Below are 14855 nucleotides of genomic sequence, written 5' to 3'. Positions count from 1 at the left end.
TCGTAACTACTCGGACGGGAGACACCATGACCACCACTGCGCCGCCTGCGCCACCACCTCTGACCGCTCGAGCGGTCTGGCTCACCCTGATCGTCGTCCTCCTCGCCGACGCGATGGACCTGATGGACGCGACGATCGCCAACGTCGCCGCGCCGTCGATCGTGCGCGAACTCGGTGTGAGCGAGAGCGTGATCCCGTGGCTCGGGGCCTCCTACGCATTGGCTCTGGGATCGCTACTCGTGGTGGGCGGACGCATCGGGGACAAGTACGGACAACGACGTACGTTCCTCGTCGGGCTCATCGGTTTCATCGTCGGTTCCGCCCTCGCCGGTCTCGCGCCTTCGGCGGCGGTACTCATCACGGCCCGCGTCCTCCAGGGGGTCTTCGGGGCGATGTTGATCCCCCAGGGCATGGCCATCATGGCGGCCACATTTCCCAAGCCGATGCTGCGAAAGGCGTTCGCTGTGTTCGCCCCGATGCTGGGCGTCTTCGCCGTCGCGGGTCCCGTGCTCGGTGGGATCCTCATCGACGCGGACGTGTTCGGCCTCGGATGGCGTCCGATCTTCCTCATCAACGTGGTTCTCGGCGGACTGGCCCTGGTCCTCGCCCTGCGGCACCTCCCGACCGTTCCCGCGCGACCCTCGACCCGGATCGATCTGATCGGCAGCGTGCTGCTGGCCTTCGCTCTCTTCGGCCTGCTCTTCGGACTCGTCACCGGGTCCTCCGACGGGTGGAACGGACTCACGATCGGGAGCACGGTCGTCGGAGTCGGGCTCCTGGGAGCGTTCGGGTGGCGGCAGGCCCGTGCGGACGACCCGCTCCTGCCCCGCAGCCTGCTCGGCAACCGTGGGTTCACCTCGGGGCTCATCGTGGGGTTGTGCGTGTTCGCGAGCTTCAGCGGCCTCATGTACGTCCTGAGCCTGTTCTTCCAACTCGGTCTCGGGTACACGCCTACCCGGACCTCGCTCCACCTGATCCCGCTGACGATCGGCATCATCATCGGGTCGGGCATAGCGAACGCCCTCATCCTGACGCTCGGCAGGCGCCTCGTCCTCCTCGGGATGGTCGCCACGATCCTGGGCACCGGCATCCTGCTGCTGAACGTCGTCACCTCGGGCCTCGACGTGGCCTGGTGGCAGAACATCCTGGCCACCAGCGTCATCGGGATCGCCGCCGGGATCTGCTTCAATTCGGTGTTCAACACCGCCCTCGGCAATCTCCAACCCGAGGAGGCCGGCTCCGCCAGCGGCTCCCTCAGCGCCATACAGCAGATCGCGAACGGGATCGGATCCGCTCTGGTCACCACACTGTTCATCGGTGGCCTCGCACGAGGGACCGAGAGCGCGATGACCACGACGCTGATCGTCATCCTCGCGGTCACCACGCTGTGCCTCCTCGCCGTGCCGCTCCTGCCCCGCCGGGCGATCCACCTCGAGGAATGACGGGAGAGACGTCGGAGTTCCTCCGCTCACGGTCCGGGTATCGTCGGATGGTGCCCTCATCCCCGCAGTCACCGGTGAAACTCACCGCCCGGTCCGCGGTGCTGAGTGTGCTCCTCGGTATGCACCCCGCGGAGGCGACCGCGGCGGCGATCATCGAGGTGGCCGTCCAGCTGGGCTTCAAGGAGTCCGCGATGCGTGTCGCGCTCACCAGGATGGTGGCCGCGGGGGACCTCCACCGGGACAACGGTGTCTACCGCCTCTCGCCCCGCCTGATCGCGCGGCAGCGGCGGCAGGAGGCCGCGCTCTCCCCCTCGTTGAGGCCATGGGACGGGCAGTGGTCCATGCAGGTGGTCACGGTCCCGGCCGACGCGGTGACCCGGGCCGCGACCCGCACCGAACTCACCGAGTCGCGCTACGCGGAGCTGCGCGAGGGCGTCTGGATCCGCCCCGACAACCTCGACGCCCTCTACGCGGGGAGGTCCGAATGCACCGGGCGGTCCGAGGCGCTGTCGTCGCGGACCACGGTCTTCTCGTGCCGGCCGGAAGGCGACGTCGTGGCCCTCACCGAGGACCTCTTCGCCCCGGCGGAGTGGTCCGCCACGGGGAGGGCACTACTCGCCGCCGCAGAACGCGCCGACGACATGTCCGCACGATTCGAGCTCGCGGCCGCCACCGTCCGGCACATCCTCCACGATCCGCTGCTCCCCGCGGAACTGCTCCCCGACGACTGGCCCGGCGAGCGGCTCAGGGAGTCGTATGACCGGTTCCGGGCCGAGTTCGGCGCGTTCGCCACCACGGCGCTCGGCGGCGGCCACTGACCGCCGCCGAACCGGGCTCACGCTGGCGGAGGCGCCGGCGTCCCCGCTGTCTTGGCGTCACCGAAGGGCTCGTCCCTCCGCCGCACCGCCTCCCGGAAGCCCTCGGTCGCGGCCCTCGCCTGGAAGGCGTAACCCTCCGGGGTGTGGCGCGCGATGCCGTCGAAGACCGTGCTGATCATGCCCGAGGTGGCCACCCCCTGCGCGAGGAGCGCACTGTTCAACGCCAGCTTGGCCATCATCAGCTGGTTGACCGGCATCTGGGCGATCCGTCCGACGAGCTCCTCGGTGCGGTCGTCCAGCTCCTCGGGCGGGGGCGCGTCGATCGCGAGCCCCCAGTCGTGCGCCTGCCGCCCCGTGATGAGGTCGCCGGTGAACAGCAGGCGCTTGGCGCGTTGGTCGCCGAGCCGGTGCGCCCACATCCCGGACGCCGGGATGCCCCAGACCCGCGTCGGCGGGTACCCGATCCGGGTGTCGTCGGCACAGATGATCAGGTCGGCGAACAGTGCGATATCGGTACCCCCCGCCACCGCGAATCCGTGCAACTTGGCCACCGTGGGCTTGTTCGCGTGCAGGAGGCTCGAGAAACCCCGGTTGAACCGACTCATCATCGCGTAGTCGACCATGGGATCCCACGTGACGCCCGGGTCGTGGTTGCGGGCCTGGACGCCCGGGTCGAGCACGGATCCTCCGGGGCCCCCCGGGGCACCGTGGGCGTCGGCGGCGTCTCGGGCCATCCCCTCGGCGAAGATCGACAGGTCGTAGCCGCCGCAGAATCCCTTGCCCCGCCCGGACAGGAGGATCACGTGGACCGCCGGGTCGAGGTCGGCGCGCTCGACGGCGGACGCGAGGTCGATCGGGGTGTCGCTCGTGATGGCGTTACCGTGCTCGGGGCGGTCGAAGGTGATCCGTGCGATCGCCCCGGTCACCTCGTAGGTCAGGGTGCGGTAATCGGTGGTCATCTGCCCGTCTCCTCTGTGGCCTGTGCCGGTCCGAAGGAGCCGTGACGTCCGGCGCCGTCGGCGAACCGGGCCGCGCCCGCGACCGCCCCGGCCTGCAGCGACACCACCCCGTGGTCGTACTCGTTCCTGATCGCCGCCTCCTCGTTGAGCCCCTCCTGTTCCAGCAGCGACAGCCGGTCCCGTCGCATGCACTCCTGGGGGAACCGCGAGATCTCGGTGGCCAGTTCGATGGCTGCCGTCAACGCCGTGCCGTCGGGCACGACCCTGTTCACCAACCCGATCTCCAACGCCTCCGCCGCACCGACCGCGCGGCCGGTGAGCACGAGGTCCATCGCGCGGCTCGTGCCGATGAGGCGCGGCAGGCGGACGGTCCCGCCGTCGATGAGGGGCACGCCCCATCGGCGGCAGAAGACCCCCATCACCGCGCTCTCCTCCGCGACCCGGAGATCGGCCCACAGTGCGAGCTCGAGACCACCCGCCACGGCGTGGCCCGACAGTGCGGCGATCACCGGTTTACCCAGTCGGAGCCTCGTCGGCCCCATCGGACCGTCCCCGTCCGCGGCGACCCGATTGCCCTCGTCCCGCGCGATCGCCTTGAGGTCCGCGCCGGCGCAGAAGGTGCCGTGTTCCCCGTGCAGCACGGCGACGGAGGCCTCGGGGTCCGCGTCGAAGGCCCGGAACGCGTCGCCGAGAGCCTGCGCGGTCGGCCGGTCGACGGCGTTGCGGACATCGGGCCGGTTCAGACCGATCACGGTGACCGGACCGTGCGCCGAAACCGTCACTCTCGCATGCTCGACCACGATGCTCACCCGACCTTCGGGGTGACGCGATCGAGGATCGCGGACGTGTCCACCCCGGTCGGCAGCGTGCCGAGGACGTCGCCGTGATCGGCCCCCAGCCTGCTGGCGCAGAAGGCGTCGGCGACCGCCGGGTGTCCGTGGCGGACCAGCAGGTGCCCCTGCAGGATCACCGCCATGTCCCCGATCACCCGGCGCGCGACGTACTGCGCCTCGTCCGGCTGCCCGGTGGCGATCGCCGTCAACGTTCCGCCCAGGCGATCGACGGCGCCGTCCAGTCGGGCGTCCGCCCCGCGGCTGGAGGAGACGGCCCCGAGGAACGCCTCGACCGTCTCCGGCTGCTTGGCCATGGCCCTCAGCACGTCCAGGGCCGCGACGTTGCCCGACCCCTCCCAGACGGACAACAGGGGCGCCTCGCGATAGAGCCGCGGCATCCGGGAGTCCTCCACGTATCCGTTGCCGCCGAGGCACTCCAGGGCCTCCGCCGCGTGGATCGGCCCGCGTTTGCAGACGTAGTACTTGCTGACGGCCAGCCCGATCCGTCGCAGGGCGTCGGCCTCCCGGTCTCCCGCGTCGGCGAGGTCGGTGAGTCCGGCGAGCCAGAGCGCGACCGTCGTGGACGCCTCGGCCTCCACCGCGAGGTCGGCCAGCACGTTGCGCATCAGCGGCTGGTCGATGAGGGCCGCTCCGAAGGCCCGGCGATGCCTCGCGTGGTGGACGGCGTTCGCGACCCCGACCCGCATCCCGGTGGCGGTACCGAGTGTGCAGTCGAGTCGGGTCATGTTGACCATCTCGATGATCGTCGCGACGCCCCGGCCTTCGTCGCCGACGATCCAGCCCGTCGTCTGGTCGTACTCGACCTCGCTGCTGGCGTTCGACCGGTTGCCGAGCTTGTCCTTAAGACGCTGCAGGAGGAAGGGGTTGCGTGAGCCGTCGGGCAGGACACGCGGGACGCAGAAGCACGTGAGCCCACCCGGCGCCTGCGCGAGGACCAGGAAGAGGTCGGACATCGGCGCGGAGGTGAACCACTTGTGCCCGGTGATCGAGTACGTCCCGTCGGCGTTCGGCGTCGCGCGCGTGGTGTTGGCGCGGACATCGGACCCGCCCTGCTTCTCCGTCATCGACATCCCGGCCGTCAGACCCCGCTTGGTGGTGGGCGGCGCCAGAACCGGGTCGTACTCCGGACCCGTCAGCAGCGCTTCGAACGTCGCCGCGAGGTCGGGAGCGCGGCGCAGCGCCGGAACCACCGCGTAGGTCATCGAGATCGGGCACCCGTGCCCGGCGTCCGTCTGGCCCCACACACTCGACTTGGCCGCGCGCACGAGGTGGGGGCTGGGCCGGGGGTCCGCCCACGGGGCGCCGTGCAGACCGAAGCCGACGGCACGACGCATCAGCTCGTGGTAGGCCGGATCGTAGTCGACCTCGTCGATCCGGTTCCCGTACCGGTCGTGGGTCCGGAGGATCGGGGGGTTCGCCTCCGCGCGGTCGCCCCACTCGAGGGCGTCGGCGGACCCGGCGAGCCGACCGATCTCACGCAGCTCGTCCCTCGCGTGGTCCGCCCCGGCGCGGGCCAGGGCCTCCAGGATCACCGGTTGTTCCGACGCGTCGTACCCCACGAGGGGCGGGACCTGATTCGTGACCGTGTGTGTCGCCATCGATGCAGTATTACAGAAGTGCTACGAGTACGTCGATAGTGTAATTCGAGGGGCCGGCCCGCGCGTCGGGAGGTGATCAGCCGACGGCGTCGAGGGCAGCCCGGACGATGCTGTCGGTATCGATGCCGTGATGCCGGTAGACGTCCTCCAGCGCACCGGTCTGGCCGAACGTCGAGACCCCCAGCGCGCGCAGCGGCACGGTGTTGATCGTGGCCAGGAAGGCCAGCGTGTGGGGGTGCCCGTCGAGCACCGTGACCATCGGTGCCGCGCGCTCGGCGGGGAACACCGCGTCGAGGATCCAACTGGGTGCCTCAGACCGTCCGGCCCGGGCCTGAAGCGCGGCGAACAGCAGGCCCGCGCTGGTGACGCAGACGACCTCTGATCCGATATCCAGTGCGGAGAGCCGGTCGGCGGCCGCCAGCGCCTCGCTGACGACCGCTCCCATCGCGACGATGGTGACGTCCGGATCGGCGCAGGCTCTCAGGGTGTAGGCGCCCGCGACCACCTGGGCCCGGCGGCGCTCGCGAGCGGCGGGGTCGTCGGGAACCGAGGCGAGGTGCTGGTCCACCGGCCGCGTCGACAGACGCAGGTAGGCCGATCGCCCGTCGGGCCGACCGAGGTGCGCGAGGCAGTCGAGCAGGATCCACTGCACCTCGACGGAGAACGCGGGTTCGTACGACACACAGCCCGGCTGTTCCACGCCGATGGACGGGGTCGTCACCGATTGGTGGGCCCCGCCTTCCGCGGACAGGCTCACGCCGGAGGGTGTGCCGACGAGAATCGACTGCCCACCTGCGTAGATGCCGAACGACCACGGCTCCAGGGCCCTCTCGACAAAGGGGTCATAGACGACGCCGATGGGCAGTAGCGGTTGACCCCACCGACTCCAGGTCGCGCCGAGCTCGCCGAGCAGTCCGACGAGGTTGGTCTCCGCGATTCCCAGTTCCATGTGCTGCCCGGTGGGTCTCTCACGCCATTTGACGACCGTCTCGGAGTCATCGGCGAACCAGTCGTGACGTTCGGTCGGCGACCAGACCCCCACCTTGTTGAGCCACCCGGCCAGGTTGGTGGTCGAACTGACGTCCGGGCTGACGGTCACCACGCGTGCGGCGACATCCGGGGCGTCGCGCGTGAGGTCCAGGAGCACTCGCCCGAGAGCGGCCTGGGTGGTCGATGTCGACGGCGGTGTACGGCTCAGGTCCCGCGGCACGGCCAGATCGGGGAGCGACGGAGCGGGCTCTCGGCGCAGGTACTGCGCGGTCGCCGCGCACAGCGTGCCCTCGGGTGATCCCGGGTCGAACCTCCGCCACGGGCGATCGACCTCCTCACCGAGTGAGTCGGCCAGGCTCGCGAACTGATCGGCGGTGAGCAGCGAGGAGTGGTTCTGCGGGTGCCCCTGGGTCGGCAGCCCGAAACCTTTGACGGTGTAGGCCAGGATCACCGTGGGGCGTTGGTCGTCGATCCGGGCGTAGGCGTCACGCAGCGCGTCGATGTCATGACCACCGAGGTTGGAGATCGCGCCGAGGAGGGCCGCGTCTGCGAGATCCCCGATCACCGTGGCGATGGCCTCCGCATCGGCCCCCTCGCCCGGCAGCCTGTCCCGGATCTCCTGCGCAGAGCACCGCAGCAGCCTCTGGTACTCGGGGTTCGACATGTCACGCAGTCGTCGTCGCAGCGCGTCGCCACCGGGGCGGGCGAACAGCTCCTCCAGAGTCCGACCGAAATCGACGGTGAGGACCTGCCAGCCCGCGGCGGCGAACATCTGCTCCAGCCGCGGGGCGGCGATGTTGGGCACGACGCGGTCGAGCGACTGCCGGTTCATGTCGACGATCCACACCACCTCGCCGAGTTCGGCCACCGAGGGGTCGAGCACGGCCTCCCACACCGCTCCCTCATCGAGCTCGGCGTCGCCGACGATCGAGTACTGCCGACCGGGGCCGGTGGGGCCGAAGGTGGTGTCCACGTAGCGCCGGGCCATCGCACCCCACAACGGTGCGGTCGCCCCGATTCCCACCGATCCGGTGGAGTAGTCCACGCGGTCCGGGTCCTTCGATCGACTGGGGTAGGGCTGGAGACCGCCGTACTCGCGCAGCGTCGGCATGTACTTCTCGTCGAGGTCGCCGAGAAGGTAGTTGATCGAGTGGAGCACAGGCGAGGCGTGGGGTTTGACCGACACACGGTCGCCGGGGCGGAGCTGCCCGAACCACAGCGACGTCATGATGTGCACCATCGACGCGCACGATGCCTGGTGCCCCCCGACCTTGAGGCCGCTGGGATTGGGGCGGACCCGGTTCGCGTGGTGGATCATCGCCGTGGAGGTCCACAAGACGCGCTTCGCGATCGACTCCAGTGTCGCGCTGTCGGCTCCGGGGGTGGCGGCCTCGGTGGCGGCGTGGGTGGCGGCCCCGGTGGCGGCGTGGGTCATGGCTGGGACTCCTTCTCACGGCGTGACGGGGTCGTCGACGTGCTGAACACCGGCGACCAGCGGGTCCGGAGGAAGGACACCAGGTCCCCCGCGGAGGAGGCGGCCGAGGTCTCGGTGCTCCAGATGATGTGCCCGTCGCAGCGGACCGCGACGGCCCCGCCCCGGTCGAGGCCCAGGAGGGTCTCCGTACGCTCCGGGTCGACGCACCGGGTGCGGATGTCGACCACGTCGACCTCCACGGGTCCGGTCGACCCGCTGCGGAGACGGTCCCGCCAGGACCCCGCATCGGCGGTGATGAGGGTGACCGTCTGCGGGTCGCGGTTGACCAGCTGCAGGATCGACCGACGCCCGTCGGAGGTGTCGATCAGGGACACGTGCGGGAGTCGGCCTCCCGGCACGACGCACGGCGAGTACTCCACGACATCCCCCACGACGTCGTCGTCGGTGCCGGACTGACGACCTCGGTCGTCGGCCGCCACGAGCGGCCCGTCGTAGCAGTACCCGAACTCCAGGCCGGTCGAGACGAAATGCGACAGCTGCAGGGGTATCGCCTCGGCGGCCTTTGCACGCACACGCGACGCCCGCGGGGTCTCCTCGAGAAGAACGGCCGTCCGCGCGAGGCCGCCACGAACGAGATGCTCCGAGAGACGCGCGGCCATCCCCGCCGGCAGCCACCTCAGTGGTGCCCGGCCCATCAACCGGGTGACGTTGTACAGCGCACGGTTCGTCGCACCGAAGTGCCGGGTGACCGCGTCGAGCTGGAAGTGGTTGGACACACTGTGGTGGGCGAAGCGTTCGACCACCGGTCGGCGTTCGAGCTCGTAGGTGTCGAGAAGGGTCTCGCGGGCGCCGTGGGTGAGCACGGCATCGAGCTTCCACGCGAGGTTGTGGGCATCCTGCACGCCGCTGTTGAGTCCGTAGCCCCCGGTGTGGGGGAACCGGTGGGCCGCGTCACCGATCAGGATGACCCTGCCGCGGCGGAAGCTCTCCGCGGTCTGCGAGGTCATGGTCCACGCGCCGGTGGAGACGATGTCGTAGCTGTTGTCCTCGCCCAGGACCGCGGGGAGGGTGTCACGCCAGTACCGGTCCGGGTCGGCGGCGATGGGTTGCCCGGGATGCAGGTAGGTGCCCATCAACACGTAGTGGCGATCGGCGTGCGCGATGAGCACTCCGGCGAACTCCGGTCGGTAGATCCAGGTGAGCAGGGGCCTGTCGTCCGGATGCAGGTCCGGGGACCGGAAGAACGCGCTGGCCATACGGGCCAGGACCGGGCCACGCAGACCGATCCCGAGGCTCTCGCGGATCGGACTGTTCGCGCCGTCGGCACCGATCAGGTACTGCGCGGCGATCCGACCGAGGTCCGTGTCCGCCACCACTCCGTCCTCGACCCGGGTGACGGCGCGCACGCTCACCCCGCGGCGGAACTCGACCAGCGGTTCGGCGTCGAGCCACTTCCAGAGCACGGGCATCAGCAGGTGCTGGCCCACGTGCGAGAGGAGGAAGTCGCTCAGGGAGCGAACCTGCTCCAGCCGTTCCGGATCGGAGAGCAGGTCGATCTCGCCCAGCGGGGGTGCGGAGGTCGACGACATCCACCGGATGACGCTGATCTCGGAGATCGGCGGGGACAGCGCCGCGATCTGTGCGGCGAGGTCGGGGGCGATCTCGCGCCAGATCTCGAGCGAGCGGGCGTTGATGACGTGCGCGGCGGGGTGGGTCAGTGGCTCCTGCCGCCGGTCGAGCACGAGGGAGGAGATGCCGCGCGACGCGAGCAGCAACGCGAGGGTCGCGCCGGAGCTGCCCGCGCCGCAGATCACGACGGGGGCCCGGGTCTCGGGGCTCATAGCGTGCGGAACGTGATGGCGCGCTTGTTGGACCGGGCGGTGGTGCCCGGACGCACTCCCGCCTGTCGGTGCACGAGCTCGGAGGGCGCCGCGCCACCGCGCAGCCGCTCCAGCAGATACCCCGGGTCGATCATGACGCCGATGGGGTTGTCCGCGAACTCCTCGCTGTCGAAGAACGCGGCGGTCTCCTCCGCGGTGGGGAAGTTCTCGACCTGGAACTCGAGGCGGATCCCATCCGGGTCCTCGTAGTACAACGACGTGGTGGGGCCGTGATTGATCGACCACACCGGTTCTATCCCGAGAGATGCGAGGCGCTCGTGGTTGAGGAGCAGCCGTTCGAGCGAGCTGTAGGTGAACGCCAGGTGGTCGACTCCGAGGATCTTGCGGCGGAGCCTGGCCAACGGGAAGAGGAAGCGCACGAGGCCGGGGATCTTGACCAGAGCCAGTCGATGACTCTCGTCGTCCCAGGTGAGGAAGGCGATCTGCTTGTCCTCGTGAACGACCTTCGCGCCCAGAACCGTCCGGTACCACTCGATCATCTCCGTCGCCCGCGGCGTCTTGACCACGTAGTGAGCGAGGATCTCCGGCGCGAGGGGGGTGTTGACCGGCTGCGCGATCGTCATGATGTCTCTCCGTTCGTCGAGTTCTCGGCGATGATGGGGGTGCGTTGCGTGCCCAGGTCGAGAGACCCGTCTCCTGAGCGGATCGAGGCGGTGACGAGGTCGCCCGGTCGCAGGAAAGGGCCGTCCTGGTTGCGTCGGATGAACAACCGCCACATCACGTGTTCGGGAAGAAGAGCGGTGGCCAGACGCCTGATGAGCGGATGAGGTGACTTCGCGGCGGTCCCGTGTGGCGTGCCGGTCAGGACGACGTCTCCGGGCGACAGGTTGCAGAACGTGCTCAGCTCGCTCAGCGTCTCGGCCGGTCGGTACAAGAAGTTCGACGTCGAATCCGACTGCCGGACCTCGTCGTTCACCCTCAACTCCAGATCCAGATCGTCGAGGAGTGGGTACTCGTCCTCGTCGAGGACGAGGAGCTCGGGGCCGAGTGGACAGAATCCGCGGTAGCTCTTGCCCTTGAAGTACTGCCCCTGAGGGAGCTGGACATCGCGGGCCGAGATGTCGTTGCCGATCGTGAGGGCGGCGACATAGCGGGGGAGCTGGTCGTCGGTGAGGGTGACCGGCCGGTCGATGGTCGCGCCGATCACCAGGCCCAGTTCGATCTCGTAGTCGAGCAGCCGCACATGGCGGGGGCGGGTGACGGGGTCGAACGGCCCGGACACCGAGGCGTCGGTCTTGTCGAAGAACAGATTGAACGCGCGGTTGTCGGGATCCATGCCCGACTCGATGGCGTGTTGTCGGTAGTTCGCACCCTGGCAGATCACCCGACACGGCGTGGTCACCGGCGACATCACGGTCACGGCGGACAGCCGGTGGGTCGGGGGTCGACCGAGCCCGTCCCGCCACTCCTCGATTCCCCGCTCCAGCACCTCCCCGGTGGTCGGATAGGCGCCTTCCAGGGCGGTGACCTCGTCACCGTTGACGATGCCCCAGTGCGTCGTCCCCTCGGCGACGTACCGGATCAGCCTGACGGCCATGTTGGCTCCTTCATGTCGAACCCGATGTCGCGGACCCTACCGATTTGGTTGACTGGCAGTCAATGACTATCAGTCAGGAATCTTGCAGGCCAGCCCCCTCTCGTACACTCGGGGACGTGAACAGCGATGCCGGATCGCGCCCCGATGACGCCCCCGGCGCCCCCGGCGCCTCGCCGTCACGAGCCGAACGCAAGGTCGCGACGCGCGGTCGCGTCCTCGAGGCGGCCGCCGAGACGTTCGCCGAACGCGACTACAGCGCGGTCACGGTCTCCGAGATCGCTCGACGGGCAGGCGTCGCGCACGGTCTGGTGTTCCACCACTTCGGGTCGAAACAGGGGTTGTACCGGGCGGTTCTCGACAGGTTCGTGAAGAACATGGACTCGGCGTTCGCCGCGGGCGCCGACACCGACCCCGCCGACGCGATCCGAGCCGGCCTCCGTGCGCACCTGTGCTACGTCGCCGATCACCCGGAACTCGCCCAGCGACTGATCGCCGGGGGGCGCTCACCGGACGCGGACGTACTGGAGGCGTCGCAGACAGGACGCGCCCGAGCGCTCGAGATGCTGGCCGAGCTCGTCGGGGTCGACGCCGACGACGCCACCGTCCAGTTCGTCGGCCGAACGATCATCGCGGCTGCGGACGAAGCCTCGTTGAACTGGGTGCGGACAGGCTGCCGCCTTCCCGTCGACGACCTCGTCGAGTGGCTCGTCGAGGTGGGGTCCGCGGCGATCAGAGGCGCCGCCGTCCTGGACCCGGACCTCGACGTCGATACCGCCCTGGCGGTCGTGCACACCGGCCGGCGGCCGGGAGCCTAGAGCATTCCGCCCGGCGGCACGGGCCGAACGAGCTAGGGTGATAGCCGTCATATCCCGCGCCCATCGGCGCCGTCCGGGAGATGGTCAGTGCCTCGACTCCGCTTCACCCTCCCCCTCCTGACGGCGGCGGTCTCGACAGCCCTGGCCCTGGCCTGCGCTCCGGTGGCATCGGCGACCGACCCCGCCACCCGTCCCGCCCAGCCGATCTCGTATACGGCCGAGGCAGGCGGGATCTACCAACTCGCCAACCCGGGCCGGCCGTGGCCGGGCGTCGACGACTGGTCGTGCCGGCCCTCCCCGGAGCACCCGCGCCCGGTCATCCTCCTGCACGGCACCGGCGCCAACGGCGTCAACAACTGGGGGACCGTCGCGCCGTCCCTCCTGAACGAGGGGTACTGCGTCTTCTCACCCACGTACGGCGCGACACCGCTGTTCCCCGGAATCGGCGGTTCTTCACGGATGTCCGATCACGTCGCCGAGATGACGTCGTATCTCGATGGCGTCCTCGCGGCCACCGGCGCCGAGCAGGCCGACATGGTGGGCCATTCGCAGGGAGTGACCGTGGCGATGCACCTGGCCAAGGTCACCCGCCCGGGCAGGATCGGAACGGTGGTCTCACTGGGCGGATTCGCCGGCGGGACCGCAGAGGCGGGGCTCCCGGGTCTGGCTTCCCTCTCGCCGGTGGTGGACCTGGAGGGCATGGCCGCCGAGTCCTCGCGGGGCCTACCCGACGGGCCCCTTCCCGTACCCTTCCCCGCGATGCTCGACATCAACGAGCACTCGCCGACGGGCCGCCTCCTCTTCGCCGGAGGCAGCCCGTTCGACCGGAGCACCAGGTACACCCTCATCGCCTCCGCTTTCGACGGCCTGGTCCCACCCGCGATGAGCTTCCCCGAGGGTGACCACCCGGGCGTCACCACGCACGTTCTCCAGGACACCTGCCCACGCAACGGAGCCGACCACGCCTCGCTCTACGCCGACCCCCAGACCCTCGACCTGGTGCTCAATGCCCTCGACCCGGCTGCCGCCGTCACCCCGCGGTGTTGGCCCACCACCCCGGTCCTCGGCGCACTCGGGGCGGTTCCGGCCCGCGGAGAGGCCTGACCCGCTCGACAGCTGTGGTGGACCCTCACACGCGCCCGCGCCTCCACGCCCATACCAACGACCCCACCGCGACCAGGACGAGCACCGGGAGCACCCATGCCCCGTCCACTGCCGTGCGAGTTACCCCGCCACGCGCCGTCGCTTCGACTCCCTCTCCGGGTCCGACGCGTACAACCAGGACTCCGCCTCTCCCGGTCGCACGAGCGCCCGGCCCACCAGGATCACCGCGGCCTGCCGAAGGCCCGCGGCCTCGACGGCGTCGGCGATGTCGGCGAGAGTGCCGCGCAGCTCCACTCGGTGCGGGCGGCTCGCGTGGGCCACCACCGCGACCGGGCACTCCGCGCCGTGCGTGGGCACCAGCCGTTCGGCGAGCTCGCGGATCCGGGTGATCGCCAGGTGCAGCACCAGTGTCGCCCCGGTCGCGGCGAAGTTCTCCAGAGATTCAGAAGACGGCATGGCTGTCGACCGGGCCTGGACCCGGGTCAGAACGACGGACTGCACCACCTCGGGAACCGTCAGCTCGACCCCCAGCTCCGCGGCGGCGGCGGCGTAGGCCGGGACGCCGGGCACCACGTCCCAGGGCACGCCGACTGCATCGAGCCGACGGGTCTGCTCGGCCAGGGCCGAGTACAGCGACGGATCACCCGAGCACAGCCGCACCACCTCGAGCCCCTCGGCGTGGGCGGCCACGATCTCCGCGATGATCCCGTCCAGGTCCAGGTGCTGCGTGTCCACCAACCGCGCGTCCGGTCGGCAGTGGTCGAGCACGCCGTCGTCCAGATAGGTGCCCGCGTACAGGCAGACGTCCGCCGCGGCCAGAGCCGCAGCCGCACGCAGGGTGAGCAGGTCGGCGGCGCCGGGGCCGGCGCCCACGAAGTGAACGGTCACGAGCTCTCCCCTGTCTCCCGGCGGTCAGCCACGGCGGCGAACGGCGTGATCGCACACCACTGCACAACGGCCCGCGCGGGTGCCCAGCCGGTGAACGAGCCGATCGAGTCGGCGTGTTCCACGTGGAACCGTACGAGCTCACCGCCGAACTCCGCGCGGGCGTCGACGAGCACCCGCTCCGTCTCGATCGTCACGGCGTGCGCGACCAGTCTGCCGCCGGGACGCAGCGCCTCCCAGCACTGCCGCAGCAGCCCGGGCGCGGTGCCTCCGCCACCCACGAACACCGCATCGGGCTGCGGAAGCCCCTCGAGAGCCTGCGGCGCGCGCCCCCGGACGACCTCCAGCGACGGCACCCCCAGCCGCGCGGCGTTGCGCTCCACGCGCGCGGCCCGCTCGGGATCGGCCTCTACGGACACAGTGCGACAGGACGGGTGCGCGCGCATCCACTCGATTCCCACCGATCCTGCTCCGGCGCCCACGTCCCACAACAGTTCGCCGGCCGACGGTGCGAGCC

The 14855-nt window shown here is 70.2% G+C and carries 13 protein-coding genes; 4 read left to right on the top strand and 9 right to left on the bottom strand.

From position 1 onward, the window contains the following. Positions 1-26: 26 nt before the first annotated feature. Positions 27-1442 (top strand): MFS transporter, encoded by a 1416-nt coding sequence (locus IY392_RS03915; protein ID WP_194860562.1) that lies wholly within the window; start codon positions 27-29, stop codon positions 1440-1442. Between the two features lie 47 nt (positions 1443-1489). Next, positions 1490-2260 carry a PaaX family transcriptional regulator C-terminal domain-containing protein gene (locus IY392_RS03910; protein ID WP_107757912.1) on the top strand — a complete coding sequence of 257 codons (771 nt, stop codon included), beginning with the start codon at positions 1490-1492 and terminating at the stop codon, positions 2258-2260. A 17-nt stretch (positions 2261-2277) separates the two neighbouring features. Here IY392_RS03910 and IY392_RS03905 read toward each other — a convergent pair whose 3' ends face one another. The 7 genes from IY392_RS03905 to IY392_RS03875 all read right to left on the bottom strand — a co-directional run bounded on the left by IY392_RS03905 (position 2278) and on the right by IY392_RS03875 (position 11534). Next, complete coding sequence (locus IY392_RS03905) at positions 2278-3219, bottom strand: crotonase/enoyl-CoA hydratase family protein (RefSeq protein WP_194860561.1); 942 nt, start codon at positions 3217-3219, stop codon at positions 2278-2280. Continuing rightward, on the bottom strand, positions 3216-4001 hold the full coding sequence (locus IY392_RS03900) for a crotonase/enoyl-CoA hydratase family protein (protein ID WP_194860560.1): 786 nt from the start codon (positions 3999-4001) through the stop codon (positions 3216-3218). Before IY392_RS03900 ends, IY392_RS03905 begins: the two co-directional genes overlap by 4 nt. A 23-nt stretch (positions 4002-4024) precedes the next feature. Continuing rightward, positions 4025-5671: an acyl-CoA dehydrogenase family protein gene (locus IY392_RS03895; RefSeq protein WP_194860559.1), complete on the bottom strand. Its 1647-nt coding sequence runs from the start codon at positions 5669-5671 to the stop codon at positions 4025-4027. 76 nt (positions 5672-5747) lie between these two features. Further along, complete coding sequence (locus IY392_RS03890) at positions 5748-8096, bottom strand: pyruvate dehydrogenase (RefSeq protein WP_194860558.1); 2349 nt, start codon at positions 8094-8096, stop codon at positions 5748-5750. Beyond that, a complete protein-coding gene (locus IY392_RS03885; protein ID WP_194860557.1) occupies positions 8093-9937 on the bottom strand; it encodes an FAD-dependent monooxygenase in 1845 nt (614 codons plus the stop codon). Before IY392_RS03885 ends, IY392_RS03890 begins: the two co-directional genes overlap by 4 nt. Continuing rightward, positions 9934-10560, bottom strand: a complete 627-nt coding sequence (locus IY392_RS03880) for a VOC family protein (protein ID WP_182613160.1) — start codon at positions 10558-10560, stop codon at positions 9934-9936. The genes IY392_RS03885 and IY392_RS03880 overlap by 4 nt, the downstream gene beginning before the upstream one ends. Then, the gene (locus IY392_RS03875; protein ID WP_194860556.1) at positions 10557-11534 is read right to left on the bottom strand and encodes a fumarylacetoacetate hydrolase family protein; all 978 of its coding nucleotides are present in this window, start codon (positions 11532-11534) and stop codon (positions 10557-10559) included. Before IY392_RS03875 ends, IY392_RS03880 begins: the two co-directional genes overlap by 4 nt. 116 nt (positions 11535-11650) lie before the next feature. On the opposite strand from IY392_RS03875, the gene IY392_RS03870 reads away from it, so the two are divergent. Then, positions 11651-12349, top strand: a complete 699-nt coding sequence (locus IY392_RS03870) for a TetR/AcrR family transcriptional regulator (RefSeq protein ID WP_194860555.1) — start codon at positions 11651-11653, stop codon at positions 12347-12349. An 87-nt stretch (positions 12350-12436) separates the two neighbouring features. Next, on the top strand, positions 12437-13453 hold the full coding sequence (locus IY392_RS03865; RefSeq protein ID WP_182613163.1) for a triacylglycerol lipase: 1017 nt from the start codon (positions 12437-12439) through the stop codon (positions 13451-13453). Positions 13454-13573: 120 nt separating this feature from the next. Here IY392_RS03865 and IY392_RS03860 read toward each other — a convergent pair whose 3' ends face one another. Continuing rightward, on the bottom strand, positions 13574-14341 hold the full coding sequence (locus tag IY392_RS03860) for a cobalt-precorrin-4/precorrin-4 C(11)-methyltransferase (RefSeq protein ID WP_194860554.1): 768 nt from the start codon (positions 14339-14341) through the stop codon (positions 13574-13576). Further along, positions 14338-14855, bottom strand: a 518-nt coding sequence (cbiT, locus tag IY392_RS03855; RefSeq protein WP_194860553.1) for a precorrin-6Y C5,15-methyltransferase (decarboxylating) subunit CbiT, incomplete at its 5' end; no start/stop codon positions are given. The genes cbiT and IY392_RS03860, both read right to left, overlap by 4 nt.

This window comes from Dietzia sp. SYD-A1 (assembly GCF_015356725.1).
Lineage (GTDB): Bacteria > Actinomycetota > Actinomycetes > Mycobacteriales > Mycobacteriaceae > Dietzia.
Note: the sequence above shows the minus strand (reverse complement) of the source record. Positions and strands in the feature narration are given on the sequence as shown.